The organism is Brevundimonas sp. (assembly GCF_013912065.1).
Classification (GTDB): Bacteria; Pseudomonadota; Alphaproteobacteria; order Caulobacterales; family Caulobacteraceae; genus Brevundimonas.
Map to the genome: position 1 here is coordinate 140,670 of NZ_JACESA010000006.1, position 21,122 is coordinate 161,791.

General features: G+C 66.2%; 25 protein-coding genes. 16 read left to right on the forward strand and 9 right to left on the reverse strand.

Annotated elements, in window-relative coordinates; translation table 11 throughout:
* Positions 1–13: 13 nt before the first annotated feature.
* Positions 14–481, forward strand: coding sequence for a universal stress protein (locus tag H2037_RS07165; protein ID WP_292119623.1), 468 nt, complete (start codon positions 14–16; stop codon positions 479–481).
* A gap of 1 nt (position 482) precedes the next feature.
* Here the strand turns inward: H2037_RS07165 and H2037_RS07170 are convergent, their stop codons facing one another.
* Entirely contained in the window at positions 483–956 is a 474-nt protein-coding gene (locus H2037_RS07170) for a MarR family transcriptional regulator (protein WP_292119626.1), read from the reverse strand.
* 114 nt (positions 957–1,070) lie between these two features.
* On the opposite strand from H2037_RS07170, the gene H2037_RS07175 reads away from it, so the two are divergent.
* A complete protein-coding gene (locus H2037_RS07175; RefSeq protein ID WP_292119629.1) occupies positions 1,071–1,496 on the forward strand; it encodes an organic hydroperoxide resistance protein in 426 nt (141 codons plus the stop codon).
* Here the strand turns inward: H2037_RS07175 and H2037_RS07180 are convergent.
* Together H2037_RS07180 and timA are read right to left on the reverse strand one after the other, a co-directional pair.
* Positions 1,493–2,575 carry an MltA domain-containing protein gene (locus H2037_RS07180; RefSeq protein ID WP_292119632.1) on the reverse strand — a complete coding sequence of 361 codons (1,083 nt, stop codon included), beginning with the start codon at positions 2,573–2,575 and terminating at the stop codon, positions 1,493–1,495. The two genes, H2037_RS07175 and H2037_RS07180, sit on opposite strands and share 4 nt — an antisense overlap.
* 53 nt (positions 2,576–2,628) lie before the next feature.
* Positions 2,629–3,270 carry a TIM44-related membrane protein TimA gene (gene timA, locus H2037_RS07185; RefSeq protein WP_292119779.1) on the reverse strand — a complete coding sequence of 214 codons (642 nt, stop codon included), beginning with the start codon at positions 3,268–3,270 and terminating at the stop codon, positions 2,629–2,631.
* Positions 3,271–3,465: 195 nt separating this feature from the next.
* Here timA and secB point away from each other — a divergent pair, with 195 nt between their 5' ends.
* Entirely contained in the window at positions 3,466–3,987 is a 522-nt protein-coding gene (secB, locus tag H2037_RS07190) for a protein-export chaperone SecB (protein ID WP_292119634.1), read from the forward strand.
* A gap of 42 nt (positions 3,988–4,029) precedes the next feature.
* Here the strand turns inward: secB and dnaQ are convergent, their stop codons facing one another.
* From dnaQ to H2037_RS07215, 5 genes are read right to left on the reverse strand one after another with little or no spacing between them, the layout of a single operon-like run.
* Positions 4,030–4,755 (reverse strand): DNA polymerase III subunit epsilon, encoded by a 726-nt coding sequence (dnaQ, locus tag H2037_RS07195; RefSeq protein ID WP_292119635.1) that lies wholly within the window; start codon positions 4,753–4,755, stop codon positions 4,030–4,032.
* 6 nt (positions 4,756–4,761) lie between these two features.
* On the reverse strand, positions 4,762–5,412 hold the full coding sequence (coaE, locus tag H2037_RS07200; protein ID WP_292119636.1) for a dephospho-CoA kinase: 651 nt from the start codon (positions 5,410–5,412) through the stop codon (positions 4,762–4,764).
* Entirely contained in the window at positions 5,409–6,239 is an 831-nt protein-coding gene (locus H2037_RS07205) for a shikimate dehydrogenase (RefSeq protein WP_292119638.1), read from the reverse strand. Before H2037_RS07205 ends, coaE begins: the two co-directional genes overlap by 4 nt.
* Positions 6,240–6,250: 11 nt before the next feature.
* Positions 6,251–6,847: a nucleoside triphosphate pyrophosphatase gene (locus H2037_RS07210; protein WP_292119640.1), complete on the reverse strand. Its 597-nt coding sequence runs from the start codon at positions 6,845–6,847 to the stop codon at positions 6,251–6,253.
* Positions 6,844–7,722, reverse strand: a complete 879-nt coding sequence (locus H2037_RS07215; RefSeq protein ID WP_292119642.1) for a pyruvate, water dikinase regulatory protein — start codon at positions 7,720–7,722, stop codon at positions 6,844–6,846. The genes H2037_RS07210 and H2037_RS07215 overlap by 4 nt, the downstream gene beginning before the upstream one ends.
* A gap of 461 nt (positions 7,723–8,183) precedes the next feature.
* Between H2037_RS07215 and hemE the strand changes: the two genes are divergently transcribed.
* The 3 genes from hemE to H2037_RS07230 are packed head-to-tail and all read left to right on the forward strand — an operon-like array spanning position 8,184 to position 10,785.
* Positions 8,184–9,242, forward strand: a complete 1,059-nt coding sequence (hemE, locus tag H2037_RS07220) for a uroporphyrinogen decarboxylase (RefSeq protein WP_292119644.1) — start codon at positions 8,184–8,186, stop codon at positions 9,240–9,242.
* Positions 9,239–10,321, forward strand: a complete 1,083-nt coding sequence (gene hemH / locus H2037_RS07225) for a ferrochelatase (RefSeq protein WP_292119645.1) — start codon at positions 9,239–9,241, stop codon at positions 10,319–10,321. The genes hemE and hemH overlap by 4 nt, the downstream gene beginning before the upstream one ends.
* Entirely contained in the window at positions 10,318–10,785 is a 468-nt protein-coding gene (locus H2037_RS07230) for a CopD family protein (protein WP_292119646.1), read from the forward strand. Before hemH ends, H2037_RS07230 begins: the two co-directional genes overlap by 4 nt.
* A gap of 47 nt (positions 10,786–10,832) precedes the next feature.
* Here the strand turns inward: H2037_RS07230 and H2037_RS07235 are convergent, their stop codons facing one another.
* Complete coding sequence (locus H2037_RS07235) at positions 10,833–11,567, reverse strand: SDR family oxidoreductase (RefSeq protein ID WP_292119648.1); 735 nt, start codon at positions 11,565–11,567, stop codon at positions 10,833–10,835.
* A gap of 82 nt (positions 11,568–11,649) precedes the next feature.
* Between H2037_RS07235 and H2037_RS07240 the strand changes: the two genes are divergently transcribed.
* The 10 genes from H2037_RS07240 to H2037_RS07285 all read left to right on the forward strand — a co-directional run bounded on the left by H2037_RS07240 (position 11,650) and on the right by H2037_RS07285 (position 20,976).
* The gene (locus tag H2037_RS07240) at positions 11,650–12,090 is read left to right on the forward strand and encodes a helix-turn-helix domain-containing protein (protein ID WP_292119650.1); all 441 of its coding nucleotides are present in this window, start codon (positions 11,650–11,652) and stop codon (positions 12,088–12,090) included.
* A gap of 211 nt (positions 12,091–12,301) precedes the next feature.
* Positions 12,302–13,735 (forward strand): transcription termination factor Rho, encoded by a 1,434-nt coding sequence (gene rho, locus H2037_RS07245; RefSeq protein WP_292119652.1) that lies wholly within the window; start codon positions 12,302–12,304, stop codon positions 13,733–13,735.
* A gap of 50 nt (positions 13,736–13,785) precedes the next feature.
* Positions 13,786–14,010: a DUF6489 family protein gene (locus tag H2037_RS07250; RefSeq protein WP_292119653.1), complete on the forward strand. Its 225-nt coding sequence runs from the start codon at positions 13,786–13,788 to the stop codon at positions 14,008–14,010.
* 168 nt (positions 14,011–14,178) lie between these two features.
* Positions 14,179–15,486, forward strand: coding sequence for a tRNA uridine-5-carboxymethylaminomethyl(34) synthesis GTPase MnmE (gene mnmE, locus H2037_RS07255; protein ID WP_292119654.1), 1,308 nt, complete (start codon positions 14,179–14,181; stop codon positions 15,484–15,486).
* 103 nt (positions 15,487–15,589) lie between these two features.
* A complete protein-coding gene (mnmG, locus tag H2037_RS07260) occupies positions 15,590–17,485 on the forward strand; it encodes a tRNA uridine-5-carboxymethylaminomethyl(34) synthesis enzyme MnmG (protein ID WP_292119656.1) in 1,896 nt (631 codons plus the stop codon).
* A complete protein-coding gene (gene rsmG, locus H2037_RS07265) occupies positions 17,485–18,117 on the forward strand; it encodes a 16S rRNA (guanine(527)-N(7))-methyltransferase RsmG (protein ID WP_292119658.1) in 633 nt (210 codons plus the stop codon). Before mnmG ends, rsmG begins: the two co-directional genes overlap by 1 nt.
* 4 nt (positions 18,118–18,121) lie before the next feature.
* Positions 18,122–18,919 (forward strand): ParA family protein, encoded by a 798-nt coding sequence (locus H2037_RS07270; protein WP_292119781.1) that lies wholly within the window; start codon positions 18,122–18,124, stop codon positions 18,917–18,919.
* 51 nt (positions 18,920–18,970) lie between these two features.
* A complete protein-coding gene (locus H2037_RS07275; protein WP_292119660.1) occupies positions 18,971–19,852 on the forward strand; it encodes a ParB/RepB/Spo0J family partition protein in 882 nt (293 codons plus the stop codon).
* 39 nt (positions 19,853–19,891) lie between these two features.
* Complete coding sequence (locus H2037_RS07280) at positions 19,892–20,089, forward strand: hypothetical protein (RefSeq protein ID WP_292119662.1); 198 nt, start codon at positions 19,892–19,894, stop codon at positions 20,087–20,089.
* Positions 20,090–20,286: 197 nt separating this feature from the next.
* On the forward strand, positions 20,287–20,976 hold the full coding sequence (locus H2037_RS07285) for an outer membrane lipoprotein carrier protein LolA (protein WP_292119665.1): 690 nt from the start codon (positions 20,287–20,289) through the stop codon (positions 20,974–20,976).
* Positions 20,977–21,122 lie beyond the last annotated feature (146 nt).

The window sequence follows — 21,122 nt, forward strand, 5'->3', positions numbered from 1 at the left end:
CGGGGAGGCCGTCATGCCGAGAAAATTCCTCGTCGTCGTCGACGACAGCCCGGAGTTCGAGGCAGCGCTGCGTTTCGCCTGCCGCCGCGCCAAATCGACCGGCGGACGGGTGGTGATGCTGCGCGTCCTGCCCTCGAACAGCGACGCCCACTGGTCCGGCGCCCGCGAAGAGATCGAACGCCAACAGCGTGAGGAGGCCGAGACCCTGTTGAACCGTCTGGGCGAGGAGGCGCTGGAGCGGTCCGGCGCCCCGCCTGTCTTCCTGATCGAGAAGGGCGAGGCTCAGGGGGCGATCAAGACGGTGGTCGGCGACGATCCCGACATCAAGATCCTGGTCCTCGCCGCCGGGACGGGTTCTCGAGGCCCGGGACCGCTGGTGTCGGCCATCATCAAACAGGGCGCCCAGCTGGGCGGCCGCAAACTGCCGGTCACCATCGTTCCAGGCGAACTGACCGAGGCCGAGATCGAGGATCTGGCCTAGATCAGACCGACGCCGTCCGCAGCTGCTCCCGTAGGGTCGCCAGGTCGTCGCGCAGTCGCATCATCGCTTCCGGGGGCAGCTCCGTGGCGGATTGGACCGCTTCAGGCAGGCACACGGCCTCGGCGGCGAGCGCCCGACCGGCTTCGGTCAGACTGATCCGCACTACGCGTTCGTCCGTCTTGTCGCGCGTCCGCGTGACCAGGCCGGCCGCCTCCAGCCGCTTGATCAAGGGGGTTACGGTGTTGGATTCCAGAAACAACCGCTCGCCCAGCCGGCCCACGGTCTGGTCGCCCTCGCGCCATAGCACCGTCATGGCCAGCAGCTGCGGATAGGTTAGACCCATCCGGTCCAGCATCGGCTTGTAGAACCGGTTGAAGGCCAGACTGGCCGAATAGGCGGCGAAACACAGCATGTCGTCGAGCCCCAACAGCGTGGGCGCGGCGGCGGGTTCGCAGGAAGGGGCCGCATCTTTCATGGACCAATAATAATCGCGCACGATCCAATCGCAAGCTTGACGATCTCGACATCCGCGCCTAGGTAATCACACGCGATTATATCGTGTACGATATTTATTTCCTCAGGAGCCCCCATGTCCCTCAACGTCCTTTACCGCACCACCGCCGTCGCCACGGGCGGCCGAGACGGCCGCGTCGCCACCACCGACGGCGGGCTGGATCTCGCCCTGGGCATGCCCAAGGAACTGGGCGGCGCCGGCGTCGGCAATAATCCCGAACAGCTGTTCGCCTCCGGCTATGCCGCCTGTTTCCTGAGCGCGATGAAATTCGTCGGCACGCAAGAGGGTTTCGCCAAGGTCCCCGCCGAGGCGACGGTCAAGGCCACTGTCGGCATCGGTCCGCGCAGCGACAAGGGTTTCGGCCTGGATGTGGCGCTGGAGATCAGCCTGCCAGGCGTCGATCGCGCCGAGGCGGAAGCTCTGGTGGCCGAGGCAGACACGGTCTGCCCCTATTCCCACGCCACGCGCGGCAATATCAGTGTGACGCTGACGGTCGCCTAGCCCTTCGGGACCAGGCGCCACATGCGCAAGGGGTGACGCACCGTGCCGGCTTCGGTTCCGGCCGCGTCGCCCCGGCCCATATAGAGATCGGCGCGGACAGGGCCGCGAATGGCCGAACCGGTGTCCAGCGCCATGGCCAGACCGCGATAGGAGGCGGTCGCGCCGCGCAGGTTTCCGCCGTCGGCCTCAAGCCAGACCAATTCCCCATACCGCCACTGGGACGGATCGACGGCGACGGCGCGCCGCTCTGTCAGAGGTATGCCGGCCGCGCCCGGCGGATGGCCGTCATCGTCCGGATCCAGCCGGAAGAAGATGTAGCGGGGGTTCAGGGCCATGACGGCCTGAGCTTCGGAGCCGCGATGATCGGCCAGCCAGCCGCGAATGGCTTCGCCGGAAGTTCCGTTCTCGGGCAGCAGGCCCTGACGCGCCATCGGTCGGGCGATGCCGACGAAGGGCCGGCCGTTGTCAGCGGCATAGGCGACGCGACCGCGACCGCCGTCCTCGAAGGTCAGATAGCCGGACCCTTGAATCTGCAGGAAGAACAGGTCCTCGGCCCGCATCCAGGCCAGGGCCTGGCCGAGCCGGGCGTTCGCCTCGATGGTCGCCCGGTCGCCCGCCGCGCGGGGATCGGCCGGCTTGGGCAGGACCGGCGCCGAGAACTCGGCGTCGGGCGTACGACGCGCCGGATATTCCGGAGCGAAATAGGCGGTCAAAAGGCCGTGTCCGCCGTCCGCGGTTCGGGCGGGAACGGCGCTGAAACTCGCTTCAAAGAAGGCGCGCGCGTCCGACGGCGTGACGGTTGACCTTGCGGTCATCGCCTGGGCGCGGGCGCAGACGGCGCGGCCGACCGCGTCGCGCGTAGCCCCGCAACCTTCGACATAGGCGCGAAAGGCGGCCAGATGATCCTCATCGCCCCAGCCTGGCAGAACGGCCGGGCTGACGGCGTCCGGGGGTGAGGGCAGGGGGGCGTCCGGCCCCGGCGTGGGTACATACGGGCGGGGGCCGGGTCCAGCCTCAGGAGCGGAGGCGGGGGGCGTCGGCGCCGTGGAACAGGCGGCGGCGGCGAGAACGGGCGCCATCACGGTCGCCAGGCGAAGTGACGGCCGCCGGGCAAGCCGGCCCAGAGCCGGCATCAGGCGTTGGCCGGCTCGACGCGGGCCAGGACCCAGTTGGGGTCGGCGGCGCCCAGGGTGCGTTCGAAGGTCCAGTGTTCGGCCGTGCGGCGTTCCTCGACCACCGGCTCGCCGGTGGCGGGATCGGCGTTCTCGCCCGAGGACTTGCTGACGCGGCTGCGGAGTTCGGCGAGGAACCGAACCTTGGCCACGGCCTTGTCGCCCTGGGCTGTGGCGCCTTCCAGATCGGCGCGGGGCGGGAACAGGAATTCAACCGTTTCGGTTTCGCCGCGCGTTTCACGCGCCGCGATGCCGGCGTCGAACGAGTCCATGACCGTGGGGGTCAGTAGCGGCTTGAGCGCCGCCCGGTCGCCGGCGGCGTAGCCGCGCACGATCGTCTCATAGGCCTGGCGGGCGCCCTCGATGAAACGGTTGGGATCGAACGCCGGATCGCGCGCCTTCAGTCCGGCGATCGAGGCCAGGGTCGCGGCGTCCAGGGCAGGAGTCTTGGGTGTTTCGGGCGCGGCCATCGGCGAGGGCGCCGCAATCTTGGCGTCCTCCTGGGGCTGACGGCCGACCTTCTTGCCCAGGACGTTATAGAGCTGGAACAGGACGAACGCCGCGATGACGGCGAAGATCACGATCTGGAATTGGACCGGCAAGGCGGGCAAAGCGAACTTCCTGACTGTCGGCGCGCGAGCGGGGCGGGCCACGGAGACGATTAGGGGCTCATATAGGACGAAGCAAGGCGGCGCGCGCCCCCTGGACGCGTGCGACATTGCGGCCAAGCGTCTCGCCGTGTTAGTCGCGGCGCCTTATTCCCGGCCCAATCAGCCCTTTTCCCATCGAAGACGCCCATGACCGACGCCGTTCCGCCCGCCGAAACCAACCCCGCTCAGGGCGAAGGACAGCCGCAGCAGGGCCAGCCGGCCGGCCCCGGCTTCCGCATCCTGGCCCAATATGTCCGCGACTTCTCGTTCGAGAACCCGCGCGCGCCGGAATCCCTGCGCGTCGACGGCAAGCCGGCGATCGACCTGGGCGTCGAAATGTCGGCCCAGGGCCGTCCCGACGGCCTGTTCGAACTGGATCTGAAGCTGTCGATCAAGGCGACCCACGAGAACCAGCCGGTCTTCCATGTCGAACTGGTCTATGGCGGCCTGTTCCAGCTGACCAATGTCCAGGAGCAGGACATCGAGCCGCTGCTGCTGATCGAATGCCCGCGCTATCTGTTCCCGTTCGCGCGCGAGATCGTCGCCCGCGCGACGGCGGACGGCGGCTTCTATCCGCCCTTCATGCTCGATCCGATCGACTTCGCCGCCATCTATATCGCCCGCCAGCAGCAGATCGCCCAGCAACCGGTCTCGACCGGCCAGGCCTAAGGCGAGACGAGCCTCCCTTCCCGCGCGGGAAGGGAGGCCTTTTTAGGCCGCCTCTTCCTGGGCCTTGATCCCGTAGGCTTCCCACAGGGATCGGTCCTTCAGCACTTCGGCCAGGAAGGCGATATGGGCGGCCTGTTCGGCCTCGGTCGAACGCGGAGCCAGGGGGCGAGGGCGAGCCCCATAGACCGCGACCTGGGCGACTTCGCCCGCGGAGCGGCGGCCGACCGGGCCGGACGACAGGTCCAGAACCCGTTCCTTGCCGCCGCGAAGCTCCAGATAGACTTCGGCCAGCAGACGGGCGTCGATCAGGGCGCCGTGCAGGGTGCGTTCGACCAGCGACACCTTGAACCGCTTGCACAGGGCGTCCAGCGAATTTGGCATGCCCGGAAACCGGCTCTGGGCCAGTTTCAGCGTGTCTATCCAGCGCGCCTCGCCGGTGATCGCCCGACCGCACAAGCGGTATTCATAGTCGATGAAATTGCGGTCGAAGGCGGCGTTGTGCGCGATCATCGGCGCGTCGCCGATGAATTCGATCAGGTCGTCGGCGATCTGATGGAATTTGGGCGCGTCCTTGACCTTTTCGTCGGTGATGCCGTGCACCCGGATCGCGTCGGGCGGGATCAGACGTTCGGGATTGACGAAGCGGTGGAAGGTGCGACCGGTCGGCAGCAGGTCCTGCAGCTCGATACAGCCGACCTCAATCAGCCGGTCGCCCGTCTTGGGGTCGAAGCCGGTGGTTTCGGTGTCCAGAACGATCTCGCGCGCCATTCGCCCTTAATGGGGGGGTTCGCCGCCCGGCGAAAGAGCGGGCGCGCGCCGACGCGGAGATATCCACGCCGGATCCAGCACGGTCTCGACGATCGCGGCCACATCGGCGCGGGCGGCCTCCAGCCCCCGGCCGGTGTCGATGACGAAGTCGGCGCGAGCGCGCTTTTCAGCGTCGGGAAGCTGGCGGGCGAGGATGGCCTCGAACCGTTCGCGGGTCATGCCGGGTCGGGCCAGGACCCGCTCCGCCTGGATATCGGGGTCGGCCGTGACCACGACGACGGCGTCGACATGGGCGTCGCCGCCGGTCTCGAACAACAGGGGAATGTCCAGCACCGCCAGCTTGGCCCCCGCGGCGCTCGCAGCCTCGAGATCCGCCGCCCGACCTTCGGCGACCAGAGGATGGACGATTAACTCCAGCCGGCGAAAGGCGGTTTCGTCGCGACCCAGGGCTTCGGCCAGCCGGGTTCTGTCCACGGCACCGTCCACGACCACGCCGGGGAAAGCGGCCCCGACCGGATCGACAGCGGCGCCGCCTGGCGCATAGAGGCGGTGCACGGCGTCGTCGGCGTTCCAGACAAGGGCGCCCAGGTCGGCGAACATGGCCGTCGTCGTCGACTTGCCCATGCCGATCGAGCCGGTCAGACCCAGGACGATCATGACCCCTCGCCCAGGTGCGCCGTCAGCAGGGCGCGCAGATTCAGCGGCGGGGGCGGCCGTCGGAACAGGGCCTCGAACGACGGCGCCGCCTGACCGATCAGCATGGAGAGGCCGTCCACGGTAGGCAGGCCACGCGCCCGCGCCGCCGCCAGGAAGGGCGTGATCAGGGGCTTGTAGGTCATGTCCATCATCACTGTGCCCGGCGCGACGGCGTCGAAATCCAGATCCGGCTGGACGCTGAGCGCATTGATCACCAGGACCGCGCCGTCCAGAGCCGCAGGTCCCTCCATGACCCGGACCGAGGGGCCGAGATCAGCGGCCAGGGCTTCGGCCCGGTCGGGCGACCGATTGACGATGCGGACCTGAGCGCCGGCCTCCACAAGGGCGCCCGCCCCGGCCCGCGCCGCGCCGCCCGCGCCCAGCAGGACGACCGGCTGACCCGCCACCGTCAGGTCCGGCGCCTGTTCACGAAGCCCGCGCATCAGGCCGACACCGTCGGAACTGTCGGCCTGAACCCGGCCGGCCTCGAACACCAGAATATTGGCCGAGCCGGTCAAGTTCGCCGCCGGGGTGGCCGTGTCGGCCAGGGCGAAGGCCTGTTCCTTGAACGGCGCCGTGACGTTCAGCCCCAGGATCAGACCGGCCCGACCGGCCGCGACCAGGGCCTCGAACCCCGCCGGGTCGGCGGGAGCGAAGGGGACATAGGCGCCGTCCATGTCGGCGGCGGCCAGCCAGGCGTTGTGGATCACCGGACTAAGCGAATGGGACACCGGGTCGCCGGCTATCCCGGCGACAAGGGCTGCCCCGGTGATGCGGTTCCCGCTCATTCCGCCAGCACTCATTCCACCAACACTCCGGCCCGCCGCAACTCCGCCAGCACCGGCCACAGCGGCAGTCCCAGGACGGTGAAATAGTCCCCGTCTACGGCCGAGAACAGCTGCGAGCCCATTCCTTCCAGCCGATAGGAACCGACGCAGGACAGCAGGGCCTCACCCTCTGCCGCCAGATAGGCGTCGAGGAAGGCGTCGGAGAAGTCGCGCATCCGCATCTCGACCGTATCGACGCCGGACCAGACGATCTCGCTCTTTACGGCCAGGGCCGCGCCCGAGTGGAGATAATGGGTGCGTCCACGCATGGATTTCAGCCGTTCGCGAGCCGCCTCCAGACTGGTCACCTTGGACACCAGGCCGTCGTCGAAGGCCAGGGTCTGGTCCGAGCCCAGAACCCAGGCGGTCTCGACATCGCGAGACACGGCCAGGGCCTTGGCCTCGGCGAGACGGATCGCCAGGGCGGCGGGGTCCAGATCGGCGGAGACGGCCTTGATCGCGTCCTCGTCGACACCGGCGACCCGGACCTCGAACGGGACGCCGGCGTTTTCGAGCATGGCCCGGCGTGCGGCGCTCTTGGAGGCCAGGATCAGGGTTTCGCCGCTCACCAGGTGGTTCCGATCTTGTGGTTGCGGTGCTCGCTGAGCAGGTTGGTGATGGCGGCCGCCGTCTCCTCCACCGAGCGGCGGGTGACGTCGATCGTGGGCCAGCCGCGGCGTTCAAAGGCTCTCTTGGCCTTGATGGTCTCGTCGCGAACGGCGTCCTGATCTGTGTAGCTGGAGGCCTGAACGGCGTTCAGATTGTCGAGCCGGTTGCGGCGGATCTGGACCAGTCTGTCGGGCGAGACGGTCAGGCCGATGACCAGGGGGTTCTTCAGGTGGGTCAGGCGCTCGCCGTCCTCCTGCCCCGGCACCAGTGGCACATTGGCGGCGCGGATGCCGCGGTGGGCCAGATAGATGCAGGTGGGGGTCTTGGAGGTCCGGCTGACGCCGCACAGCACCACGTCGGCGCCCTCGAGCTGCTCCAGACCGCCCTGGCCGTCGTCATAGGCCATGGCGAAGTCCAGAGCGGCGATGCGGTTGAAATACTCGTGGTCCAGCGCGTGCTGGGCGCCGACGCGGGTCGACAGGGCCGCGCCCAGATAGCGGGACATGGCGCCGACCAGCGGGTCCAGGGCGCCGATCTGGGGCATGTCCAGCCGCCGACAACCCTCCTCGAGCTGTCCGCGCAGGTCGCGGTCGACCAGGGTATGCAGCACCACGCCCGGCGCGGCCTCCACCTCCTGCAGCACCCGGTCCATCTGTTTCGCCGAGCGGACAAGGGCGTAGATGTGTTCGATCGGAATGACCCCGTCGAACCGGGCCGTCACCGCCTTGGCCATGGCGTTCAATGTCTCGCCGGTCGAATCCGACACCAGATGCACATGGAAATAGGTGGCCAGGCGGGCGGGGCCGGACGGACGGGCGGGTCGCGCGGGGCTCATTCGGTAGGTCGACTCCCTGTTGAAGGACACGGCGCCGGCTGGGGACGGCGAGGGACCGTCGGGGCGCCTTTCTCCTTAGCCGCTGATCGCGCGGGCCGCGAGCGGGGATGACGGTGGACGCTCCACCCCGCCCGACACGGCTTCATCCCAAGGCGGAAAACCGGTTTCATCCTCGCTGTGGAAAATCCTAACGAAGGGTTAATGTCGCTTAACCCCGTTCACAGGCGAAGAGGCCCGTGAAGCCTTGCCTGTTAAGGTTTCGTTAGGGATTGTCCACCGACGGGACGAGGGTGTTCGACGGACTGGAGAGGCAGGGGCGGGGCGTGGATATCCGCTTTTGTTCCGGGGGCGAGGCCGACTTCGTCCCCGCCATTCCACCGCACTACCTGCCACTTCGAATCTTTTAATTCTTAATCTGATTAGGGATTGAGAGCGGGGGGCTGTGACCTTAATCGTCCGGCATGACCGAACTCGCCCAAGCTTCCTCCCAGACGCCGATGATGATCAGGGCTCTCCGGGGAGAGGCGCTGGAACGTCCCCCCGTCTGGTTCATGCGCCAGGCGGGACGATACCTGCCCGAATATCGCCGTCTGAGGGCCGAGGCGCCGGACTTCATCGCCTTCTGCCTGAACCCCGAGATGGCGGCCGAGGCCACCCTGCAGCCGATGCGGCGGTTCGGTTTCGACGCGGCCATCGTCTTCGCCGACATCCTGCTGATCCCGCGCGCCCTGGGCCAGGATGTCTGGTTCGAGGCGGGCGAAGGGCCGCGGCTGGGCGAGATGCCGATCCCCGGTCGGATGGCGGAACTGGCCCCCGAGGCGGGCGAACATCTGTCGGCCGTTGGCGAGACCCTGAGCCTCGTGCGCAAGGCTCTGGAGCCGGAGCGGGCCCTGATCGGTTTCGCCGGCGCGCCCTGGACGGTGGCCACCTATATGCTGGACGGCGAGCACCGGACCATCGGCAAGGGCGAACGCGCCCAGGCTCGCACCTACGCATATGCCGATCCGAAACGGGTGGACGAGACGCTCGAGGTCCTGGTCGAGGCCACGGCTCGGTATCTGAAGATGCAGGCCGACGCCGGCGCCCAGGTGTTGAAGATCTTCGAGAGCTGGGCCGAGGGCCTGCCGGACGACCTGTTCGAAAGACTGGTCCTGAAGCCTCACCAGGCGCTGGTGAAGCGTGTCCGGGAGCTGGGGGTCGATGTCCCCCTGATCGGCTTCCCACGGGGCTCTGCGGCGCTTGCTGAGCGCTATGCCGAGACGGTCGAGGTCGACGCCGTCGCCCTGGACACCGCCTGCCCCCTGGAGGTCGGAAAACGCGTGCAGCAGATCAAGCCGATCCAGGGCGCGCTGGATCCCCTGCTGCTGCGCGCCGGCGGCGATCTGCTGGACCGGCGGGTGGATCAGCTGATGGAGGCCTGGGGGCAGGGACCTTGGGTCTTCAACCTGGGCCATGGCATACTGCCGGACGTGCCCATCGACCATGTCGAACGGGTGCTGAAACGGATCGGCGCCCAATGACCGGGACCGAGTCGGGGGAAAAGACGATGCTGAAGGGCCGTCGCATCGCCGTGGTGCTGTTCAATCTGGGGGGACCGGATGACCAGGCGTCGGTGAAGCCGTTCCTGTTCAACCTGTTCAACGACCCGGCCATCATCGGTCTGCCCGGCGTGGTGCGTACGCCCCTGGCGAAGCTGATCTCCAGCCGGCGCGAGACCAGTGCCCAGGCCAACTACGCTCTGATGGGCGGGGGGTCGCCGCTGCTGCCCGAGACGCGCCGCCAGGCCGAGGCCCTGGAGGCCATGCTGAACGGCCGACTGGTCGAGGACGAGGTGCGGGTCTTCATCGCCATGCGCTACTGGAACCCCCTGACCGAGGAGACGGCGGTCGATGTCGCCGCCTTCGGCCCGGACGAGGTGGTGCTGCTCCCGCTCTATCCGCAGTTCTCGACCACCACGACCCAGTCGTCCTTGAAGCTGTGGACCGAGATCTACGCCGGTTCTGGCGTCAGTCGTTCAGTCTGCTGCTATCCCCGCGCGGCGGGTTGGGTCCAGGCCCAGGCTCAGGCCATTGGCCAAAAGCTTGACGAGGCGGGCGAGGCGAGGGTGCGCGTCCTGTTCTCGGCCCACGGCATTCCTGAAAAGCTGGTGAGCGGCAAGGGCGACCCCTATCAGGAACAGGTCGAAACGACTGTCGCCGCCGTGGTCGCCATGCTCGAGGCCGAGCGGGGACCCATCGACCACGCGCTCTGCTACCAGAGCCGGGTCGGACCGATGAAATGGCTGGGCCCCTCGACGCCGGAGGCCATCGACATGGCGGCCCAGGACGGCGTGGGCGTGGTCGTCACCCCCATCGCCTTCGTCTCCGAACATATCGAGACCCTGGTCGAGCTCGACATCGAATACGGGGAACTGGCCCACGAAAAAGGGGTCAGTCCCTATCTGCGAGCCCCAGCCGTGGGCATAGAACCTCTGTTCATCGACACCTTGGCTGACGCGACGGTTGAAGCTTTGGGCCGCACCGGCGTGGCGCCCTTCGGCCAGGGCTGCAAGGCCGGCTGGAAGGCCTGCCCCTATCGCAACGGGAAGAACGCGGCATGAATATCTACGACCTGGCGCGGGGCCTGCACATTCTGGCGGTGATCGCCTGGATGGCCGGCATGCTGTTCCTGCCCCGCCTCTATGCCTATGACGTCGAGCAGAACGCCAAGCCCGAGCCTCTACGTGGCGAGATGCAGGGCCTGTTGCGGCTCTGGCAGACGCGGCTGCTGCGCATCATCGTCAATCCGGCCATGATCCTGGCCTGGGCCTTTGGCCTATGGCTGATCCATATCGACGTTTCCGCCCGTGGCTGGGCCTTTCTGGCCGAGCCCTGGATGGTGACGAAACTGGTCGGCGTCTTCCTGCTGAGCGGTTGGCATGGGTTCCTGGCCGGTCAGAGGAAGAAGATCGTCGCAGGGACGTCGAAATATTCAGGCAAGTTCTGGCGGATGACCAATGAGGTCCCGTTCGTCCTCGCCATTATCATGGTGCTGTCGGTGACGACGGAGTGGACCTTCGGTTGAAGGCTCCGATCCTTGCGAATCGAAGCCTTCATGGCGACGCTTCTACTTCAGACCTGAGCCAGGCCGCCGTCGACGAAGACCTCGCCGCCGGTCATGAAGCTACTGTCCGATGAAGCCAGGAAGGCCGCGACGGCGCCGGTCTCCGACGGTTCGCCCATCCGGCCGAGCACGGTCGATGCCCCTATCGCCGAGATACCCTCATCACCGAGAACCTCGAGCGCCAGCTCGGTCGTGATCGGTCCGGGAGACAGGACGTTGACGCGAATGCCTGTACCTTTCAGGTCCAGCGCCCAGGACCGCGCCAGATTGCGGATCGCGGCCTTGGTGGCGCTGTAGATGCTGAAGGCGGGTGTTCCCATCACCCCGGTGCTGGAGCCGGTCAGGATGATCGACCCCCCTTCGCTCATCAGCGGCAGGGCCTTCTGCACCGTGAAGACCGTTCCCTTTACATTGACGTCGAAAATCTGATCGTAGTGTTCAGGCGTGATTTCGCCCAACCTCGCGAAGGCGCCGGTTCCGGCGTTGGCGAACAGGATGTCCAGACTGCCGCGCTCGGACTTCACCGTTTCATAGAGCCGGTCGAGGTCGGCCTGATCGGTGATGGAGCCGCTTACCGCACGGGCGTTGTCACCGAGTTGGTTCACCGCGTCCTCGAGTTGAGCTCGCCGCCGTCCAAAGAGATAGACGAAGGCGCCTTCCTCGACGAACCTTTTGGCGGCTCCCAGGCCGATGCCGCTTCCGCCCCCCGTCACAACCGCCGTCTTGCCGCTTAGTCTGCTCATGATGTGCTCCTTCATTGGTTGCACAGAGCTGGCGGCGCACCTACCTAACAGCAAGTATGCACCTTTTGGTAAGTGCCAAGAAATGTCAGCGAAAGTATCAGACCCGGTTTCGGAGTCTCTTCCGATCCAGCCGCAGGCCGAGACCGATAGTTCAACCCTGCCAGGGTTTACCTGCGGACTTGACGCGACTCTGCGGGTTGTTTCCGGCAAGTGGAAACCTTTGGTGCTCTACTTCCTCGCCCAAGGGGGGCCAACCCGTTACGGAGACCTTCGGCGCGCGGTGCGGGATGTCAGCGACAAGATGTTGATCCAGCACCTCAAGGAGCTGGAGGCCGACGGTCTGGTGAAGAGAACAGACTATAAGGAAATCCCTCCGCGCGTTGACTACAGCCTCACGCCCCTGGGACGCAGTCTCGCGCAGGCGCTGGTTCCGCTCTGTACCTGGGGCGCCGAAAACATGGCGGAGGTCACTCGCATATTCGCTGAACGCGACGCCTGGAGAGACAAGGGGCGTAAAGCGTGATGAAAGACCGCAACGCCTCCGCTTGACCTTCACCCCCGCCTGTGGTTCCGCTGGCGACGAACCGTTCGGCTTTGTCGGCGGTCCCTCTCTTTTCGCGACGCCCGCCGGTTCTACCAGCGGGAGCCCGCCGCGCTCCCCTTCGGCCGTAAGGCCAGACATTTCCAGATACCCGACGCCGCAGCCCTGTTGCGCGCGCCCGCGAGCCTGCACCATGACCGACGTCCGCGACACCAATCCCGACACGCCCGAAACCGAGACCCTCGACGCGGAGGTCCGGACCCATCACGGCGCCGAATATGAAGCCGGCGAGTCCGCCGGCGCCGATTCCGGCGTGGACACAACGGCCGACGACGAGGACGACGGCGAGCCCGTCGTCGCCAACGGCCGGATCACCCTGGCCGAGCTGAACGAGAAGACGCCGGCCGATCTGGTCGCCTTCGCCGAACAGCTGGAGGTCGAGAACGCCTCCAACCTGCGCAAGCAGGATCTGCTGTTCGCGATCCTGAAGGCGCTGGCCGACGAAGAAGTCGAGATCATCGCCGACGGGGTGCTGGAAATCCTGCCCGACGGCTTCGGCTTCCTGCGCAGTTCGGACGCCAACTATCTTCCGGGTCCGGACGACGTCTATGTGTCGCCCTCGCAGATCCGTCGCTTCGGCCTGCGCTCGGGCGACACCGTCCACGGCGCCGTGCGGGCGCCGCGCGAGGGCGAGCGCTATTTCGCCCTGCTGAAGGTCGACACGATCAATCTCGAAGACCCCGAGATGGTCAAGACCAAGGTCTTGTTCGACAACCTGACCCCGCTCTATCCCGAAGAGCGGCTGCATATGGAAATCCAGGACCCGACCCTGAAGGATCGTTCGGGCCGTGTGATCGACATCGTCTCGCCGCTCGGCAAAGGGCAGCGCTGCCTGATCGTGGCCCCGCCGCGGGTCGGCAAGACGGTGATGCTGCAGAACATCGCCAAGTCGATCGAGAAGAACCATCCGGAAGTGATCCTGATCGTCCTGCTGATCGACGAACGGCCCGAAGAAGTCACCGACATGCAGCGGACGGTGAAGGGCGAGGTCGTGGCCTCGACCTTCGACGAACCGGCCACGCGCCACGTCGCCGTCGCCGAAATGGTGATCGAAAAGGCCAAGCGCCTTGTCGAGCACAAGAAGGACGTGGTGATCCTGCTGGACTCCATCACCCGCTTGGGCCGCGCCTATAACGCGACGGTCCCGTCGTCGGGCAAGGTGCTGACCGGGGGTGTCGACGCCAACGCCCTGCAGCGCCCGAAACGCTTCTTCGGCGCGGCGCGGAATGTGGAGCAGGGCGGCTCGCTGACCATCATCGCCACGGCCCTGATCGACACCGGCAGCCGGATGGACGAGGTGATCTTCGAAGAGTTCAAGGGCACCGGCAACTCGGAAATCGTGCTGGACCGCAAGGTGGCGGACAAGCGGATCTTCCCGGCCATCGACGTGCTGAAGTCGGGCACCCGTAAGGAAGATCTGATCACGCCCAAGGATCAGCTGGCCAAGACCTATGTCCTGCGCCGTATCCTCAACCCGATGGGCCCGCAGGACGCGATCGAATTCCTGCTCGACAAACTACGTCAGTCGAAGAACAATTCCGACTTCTTCCAGTCCATGAACACCTGATCTAATTTGATCAGCCCGGGGACGTTTCACGTGAAACAGGAGACGCTCGCATGAAGGTTCAGGTCGAGATCGATTGCACCCCGGCCGAGGCGCGCGCCTTCCTCGGTCTGCCCGATGTCGCCCCGCTCAACGAGGCGATGGTGGCGGAGATGCAGAAGCGGATGGAGGCCAATGTCGCCGCCATGCAGCCGGAAGAGCTGATGAAGACCTGGACCAGTTTCGGCCTCCAGGCTCAGGACCAGTTCCGCCGTCTGATGGAAGCGGCTGTGAAGTGACCGGACACCGTCTCCTCCCCACAGAGTGGGGAGGGGGACCGCGAAGCGGTGGAGGGGCCCTTGCCGTGCCCCGGGCGTCTAGCTTTTATCGTGGTGAGAACCCCTCCGTCACGGCGCTGAAAAAGCGCCCCGCCACCTCCCCACGCTGTGGGGAGAAGACTTGAGATAATGACCGACACCATCTTCGCACTTGCGACCCCGCCGGGACGGGGCGCCATCGCCGTGCTTCGTCTGTCCGGGCCGGCTGTCGAACAGACCTTGACCGCACTCGGCGCGACGCGGCTCAAGCCGCGGATGGCGTCGGTGCGCGATCTGGCCCACGACGGGGTGCGCATCGACCAGGCCCTGGTGCTGAGGTTTGTCGCCCCTCATTCCTATACCGGTGAAGACTGCGCCGAACTGCATCTGCATGGTGGCCGGGCCGTGGTCGAGGCGGCTAGCCAGGCCCTTATAGCCCTGGGCGTTCGACCGGCCGAGCCCGGAGAATTCACTCGTCGCGCTTTCCAGAACGGACGGATGGACCTGGCCCAGGCCGAAGCGGTCGCCGACCTGATCGACGCCGAAACCACCGCCCAGGCGCGTCAGGCCCTCGGGCAGTTGGACGGACGGCTGAGTGAGACCTATGCCGGCTTCCGCCGCGACCTACTGCACGCGCTGGCGCTGGTCGAGGCGGAGATCGATTTCCCCGACGAGGATGTGCCGGACAATCTGGCTCGCACCGCCGGTCCCGTGCTGGATCGGCTGGCGGAGGATCTGCGTCGGGCGGTGGAGACGGGGCGGCGCGGCGAACGGGTCCGCGACGGTTATCGCATAGTGCTGATCGGCGAGACCAACGCCGGCAAGTCCTCTCTGTTCAACGCCCTCGTGGCCCGCGAGGCGGCGATTGTCACCCCGATCGCGGGGACCACGCGCGATGTCTTGGACGCCGATCTGATCATCGGCGGCTATGCCGTGACCCTGTCCGATACGGCCGGTTTGCGCGATAGCGACGACCCGATCGAGGCCGAGGGCGTGCGTAGGGCGCGGGCGCGGGCCGAGCAGGCGGATCTGAGACTATGGGTCCGCGCCCCGGGCGATCCAGACGGGGTCGCCGCCGACTATGTTCGACCGGGCGACCTGGTGGTGGCCAATAAGGCGGATCTCGAGGGAGCCGTGCCTAATCGAGGGCTGGAGGTTCTGACGGTCAGCACTCGAAGCGGCGAGGGGATGTCGCGGCTGCACGACTGGCTGGCCGCACGGCTGGCCCGTGATTTGTCTGGTGCGGACTTTCCGGCCGTGACCCGGGAGCGACATCGTCTTCGTCTGACCGAGGCGTTGGCGGCGGTGGAGGCGGGGCGTAAGGCCCTGGATATTGCGCCTGAAATGGCGGGGGACGATTTGCGACGCGCGGCGGCGGCTTTGTCGCGGGTGACGGGTGAGGTCGGGGTAGAGGACATCCTTGGCGAGGTGTTCTCGAGCTTCTGTATCGGAAAGTAATACCGGTGTTTCACGTGAACACCTTAAGTATGACCCCGTTCATCGACCCTCGTGCGCGCCCTGACCTCTGGCGAAAACGCCGGATTTGCACTATGTGGCGCGGATGAAAGCCTCAACCGAAATCTGCTTCGACGTCGTCGTCATCGGCGGCGGCCATGCCGGCTGTGACGCGGCGGCCGCATCGGCGCGCGCCGGCGCTCGCACCCTGCTGCTGACCCAGAAGCTGGAAACCATCGGGGAGATGTCTTGCAATCCGGCCATCGGCGGCTTGGGCAAGGGGCATCTGGTGCGTGAGATCGACGCCTTGGACGGGTTAATGGGGCGGTTGGCCGATGTGTCCGGCATCCAGTTCCGCCTGCTGAACCGGTCGAAGGGCGCGGCCGTGCGCGGCCCGCGTAGTCAGATCGACCGCCGCCTTTATCGCGAAGCCATGCAGGCCGAACTGGCGCGGACGTCCAATCTGACCCTGATGGCGGGCACGGCTGAACACCTGATCATGGACGGCGATCAGGTCACGGGCGTGGTCACGGGGGCTGGCGATAGACTGCGGGCAGGGGCCGTGGTGCTGACGACCGGCACCTTCCTGAACGGTGTGATCCACCGCGGCGACGAACGGATCCCGGCGGGTCGTCATGGCGAGGCGCCATCGACGGGGCTGGCCGCCGATCTCCACAGTGCGGATTTGATGATGGGACGGTTGAAGACCGGCACCCCTGCGCGTCTGGACGGACGCACCATCGCCTGGGACCAATTGGAGATGCAGCAGGCGGACGAGACGCCGTCGGCCTTCTCCTTCCTGACCGACCAGATCTCCGTGCCGCAGATCGCTTGCGGCGTGACCCATACGACCGAGGAAACCCATCGTATCATCGCCGAAAATCTGGGCGAGAGCGCCGTCTATGGCGGCAAGTTGTCGGGCCGGGGACCGCGCTATTGTCCGTCGATCGAGGACAAGGTGGTCCGGTTCGCCGACAAGACCAGCCACCAGATCTTCCTCGAGCCGGAGGGTCTGGACGATCCGACCGTCTATCCGAACGGGATTTCGACCTCGGTGTCCGAGGCGACCCAGCTGGCCTTTCTGCGGACCATCCCCGGTCTGGAGGCGGTGGAGGTGTTTCGGTACGGCTATGCGATCGAATACGACTATGTCGATCCGCGCGAGCTGACCCCTGCTCTGGAAGTGAAGAAGCGGCCAGGCCTCTATCTGGCGGGCCAGATCAATGGGACGACCGGCTACGAGGAGGCGGCCGCCCAGGGCCTTATGGCTGGGTGGAACGCGGCGCGGGCGGCGGCGGGGCAGGCTCCGATGATTCTGGGGCGTGATCAGGCCTATATCGGCGTCATGATCGACGACCTGGTGACACGGGGCGTGACCGAACCCTATCGCATGTTCACCAGCCGGGCCGAGTATCGACTGACCCTGCGTGCCGATAACGCCGACCAGAGACTGACGCCGCTGGGCGTTGAGTGTGGGATCGTCGGCGACGAACGTCGCGTGCGGTTCCAGGCCAAGGCCGAGAAACTGTCCGTGGCCAGCACTGTTTCACGTGAAACCCTGTTCACCCCCAAGGAAGCCAACAGCCTCGGGATTCCCGTCAACGCCGACGGTCGGCGTCGGTCGATGCGCGAACTGCTGGCCTTCCCCGACGTGACGCTGGACCATTTCGTCCCCGTCTGTCCCACCATCTCTGGATGGGGCGCCGAGATCCGTGAACAGATCGAGATCGACGCCGGCTACGCCAACTACCTGGATCGGCAGGCGATAGACGCCGAGGCTCTGCGTACCGAAGAGGCGATGCTACTGCCTGCCGACCTGGATTATGCCGCCATCGGCAGCCTGTCCAACGAGGTCAAGGAGAAGCTGGCCCGGATTCAGCCCAGAACCCTGGGCCAGGCGGGTCGTATCGAAGGCATGACGCCCGGCGCCCTGACGGCCCTCCTGGCCCATGTGAAGAAGGCGCCGGCCAGGGCGTCCGCCAAGGGCGAGGTCGCCGCCTGATGTCGGACGCGGAACGAGCCGTCTTCCAGGCCAAGACAGGCGCCACGGTGGCGCAGATGGCGGACCTGGAGACTTTTCGTCTCCGTCTGACCGAGGCTAACGAGGTGATGAACCTTGTCGGTCCCGACAGCCTGCCGGATTTCTGGAACCGGCACGCCTGGGACAGCGCCCAGCTACTGGCCCTCGCGCCGGATGCTCTGACCTGGGCCGACCTGGGCGCGGGCGCGGGATTTCCGGGCGTGGTGCTGGCGATTCTGTTGAAGGGCAGAGTTGGAGGCCATATCTGGTTGATCGACAGTCTGGGAAAACGGTGTCGTTTCCTGCAAGAGGTGGTGGACGCCTTCGATCTTCCGGCGACGGTCGTGAACGGCAGGGCCGAAGCTCAAACGATCCGATGCGACATCGTCACTGCTCGCGCGGTCGCGCCGATGGAGAAGTTGCTGGGTTATGCACAGCCCTACTTTGAAAGGGGTGCACAAGGTCTGTTTCTGAAGGGGGAGAAGGCCGAATCCGAGTTGATCGAGGCGCGGAAATCCTGGCATTTTGAGGCTGAACTGGCCCCGTCGCAAAGCGACCCGCGCGGCCGCATCGTGACAGTCCGGAGTGTTCGACGTGCCCGCCCCCAGCACTAGCAAACTGCCTGCCCGCGTTCTCGCCGTGTCCAACCAGAAGGGCGGTGTGGGCAAGACCACGACGGCGATCAATCTGGGAACGGCTTTGGCCGCTATCGGCAAGCGCGTCCTGATCGTGGATATGGACCCCCAGGGCAATGCCTCGACGGGTCTGGGTGTTCCACGTGAAACACGCCGGGTCACCATCTATGATGTGGTTGTCGATCAGCGCTCGATCGACGACGCCGCGGTGCAAACGACTGTTCCCGGCCTGTGGATCGTGCCGGCCGACGCCGATATGTCGGGCGTCGAGATCGAATTGAGCCAGGCGGATCGCCGCTCCTATCGTCTGCGCGACGCCTTGAGGACGCATGACGAAGGCCCTACCGCGTATGACTATGTGCTGATCGACTGTCCACCGTCGCTGAACCTGCTGACGCTGAACGCCATGGCCGCCGCAGATGCGGTTCTGGTGCCCCTGCAATGCGAATTCTTCGCGTTGGAGGGCCTGAGCCAGCTGATGCGAACCATCGACATGGTCAAGCAAAGCCTTAATCCCGCACTGGAAATTCAGGGCCTGGTCCTGACCATGTTTGATCGGCGCAGCGCCCTGTCGGGCCAGGTCGCCAATGACGTCCGCGCCCATTTTGGCGACAAGGTCTATGACAGCGTCATTCCCCGCAATGTCCGCGTCGCCGAGGCGCCTTCGTTCGGAAAGCCGGCGCTGATCTATGATCTCAAATGCGCCGGCAGCCAGGCCTATCTCCGCCTGGCGAAGGAAGTGGTGAAGCGGGAACGTCAACGGCTGAAGCTGGCGGCTTGATAGCGGTCGCTCAAGGCGGCCGATCCCTGGAAGAAGAAACGGAACAGTATCTTGGCTGAACGACAAAGAGGCCTGGGCCGCGGCCTGTCGGCCCTGATGGGCGAAAATGTGGAGGCGCCGACCGCAGCGGGGGCGACCCTGCCGTCGGGCGTGCAGACGGCGCCGATCGAAAGCCTGAAGCCCAATCCGGATCAACCGCGCAAGATCTTCACCCAGGAACATCTGGAAGAACTGACGGCGTCGATCCGCGACAAGGGGGTGCTTCAGCCCATTCTGGTGCGGTCGCAACCCGGCGAGGATGGGGTCTGGCAGATCATCGCCGGTGAACGTCGCTGGCGCGCCGCCCAGGCCGCGCGTCTGACCGATGTGCCGATCGTCGTGCGTGAGATGGACGATGTCGAGGTATTCGAAGTCGCCATCATCGAGAATGTCCAGCGGGCGGATCTGAACCCTCTGGAAGAGGCCGACGCCTATCGCGTGCTGATGGAGCGGTTCGGGCGCACCCAGGACCAGGTCGCCGGCATTGTCGGCAAGAGCCGCAGCCATGTGGCCAATACCCTGCGCCTGCTGCAGTTGCCGGAGGAGGTGCTCTGGTACGTCCGTAACGGCAAGCTGACGGCTGGCCACGCCCGCGCCCTCGTGACCGCGCCCAACGCCCCGGCCTTGGCGGAACAGGCTTTTAACGAGGGACTGAACGTCCGCCAGGTCGAGGCCTTGGTTCGTCGCGCCGCCGAAGGTCCCAAGCCGGTCAAGGTCAAGCCGGCGACTGTAGGAGAGGGAGAGGCCGACGTCGCCGCTCTTCAGCAGGATCTCGCCGACGCTCTGGGCCTGAGCGTCCAGCTGAACGACAGGAACGGCAAGGGCGATCTGACCATCCGCTATGGGTCGCTGGAACAATTGGACGAGTTGTGCCGCCGCCTGATGCGGGGCTGAGGCGCCAGACTCGTCCGGATGGGCGTGCTAGGGTATGGCATGACCGACGAAACCACGCCCACGCCCACCGCCGCCGACAAGCTGAAACAGGCGCTCGCCGCCAAGAAGGCGCGAGCGGGGGGCGCCGGACACGGCTTTAACGCCCAGGCCGGCGCCCGGGCTGAGGAAAAGAGCGTCTCGGCCCGCAATGTCGCCATGGCCCAGCCCGCGTTCCGCAAGGCCTCAAAGCGGGGCTAGCCCCGCCAAGGGGTGATGAGGGGAACGGCGGCCTGTCACGCCCGTTGTTGAACCCGCTGTCCTTCCAAGCTTCAGCGTCGCGATGAACAGGGCTTCATCGGAGCGCCGGAATATGGTCAGGCTGACGTCATTTCGACGCCAAGCTGGCCGGGCATGACGGCAGGATCGCTGACCATCCCGACCGGGAGACTGAACACATGACTGAACGCGCCATCTCCAGGGCCCAGGCCCTCGCCCCCGTCGAACTCCAACGCCGCCAGCTGTTGCTGGGGGCGGGTCTTGTGACCGGGTTTGCGGCCCTGGGCGTCTTTGATGTCGCCGAGGCCCAGGCGAATTTGTCGGCTGAAGACCGCGCCGTGGTCCAGCAGGCCCAGGCCTATCTCCAGGCCCTGACCTCGGCTCAGGGAAGCTTCGTCGAGACCGGGCCGGGCGGGCAACGCCGCGAGGGCCGGTTCTATCTGCAGCGTCCAGGCAAGATGCGGTTCGAATACACCAATCCGGCCGGGCTCCTGGTCGTGTCGGACGGCTACAACGTCAAACGCTATGACCCGCGTTTGAAGAATTTCCAGCAGGTGCCGCTGGGCCGCACGCCGCTGTCGACCTTCCTGGCGCGAAACGTGCGGCTGGATCAGGGTGTCCGCATCGATCGGGTGACGCGGATGGATTCCGGCGCCTTCGCCATCACAGCGCGCGACGCCGGCCGACCCAACGACGGCACGGTCGTCCTAGCCTTCGCCGGCAGTCCGATGCGTCTGCACGAATGGACGATCACGGACGCCCAGGGGGCGCGGACGCGGACCCAGTTGACCAGTCTGCAGCCGGCCTCGGGCTTGTCGGCCAGCCTGTTCCAGCTGCGAGACCCGACCCGTCGCCCCGGCCGTAACTAGCTCGGAACTCATGGACCGCCGTTATCCATCCGTTGCCGGATAATCACGTCCAAACGGTAAATATGACAATTTGACCTTTTCTACCGATCGTGACATCTAAAGCACAGGACGGCGGCGGCCGTCCTACCGCTCGGATTTATCCCCCT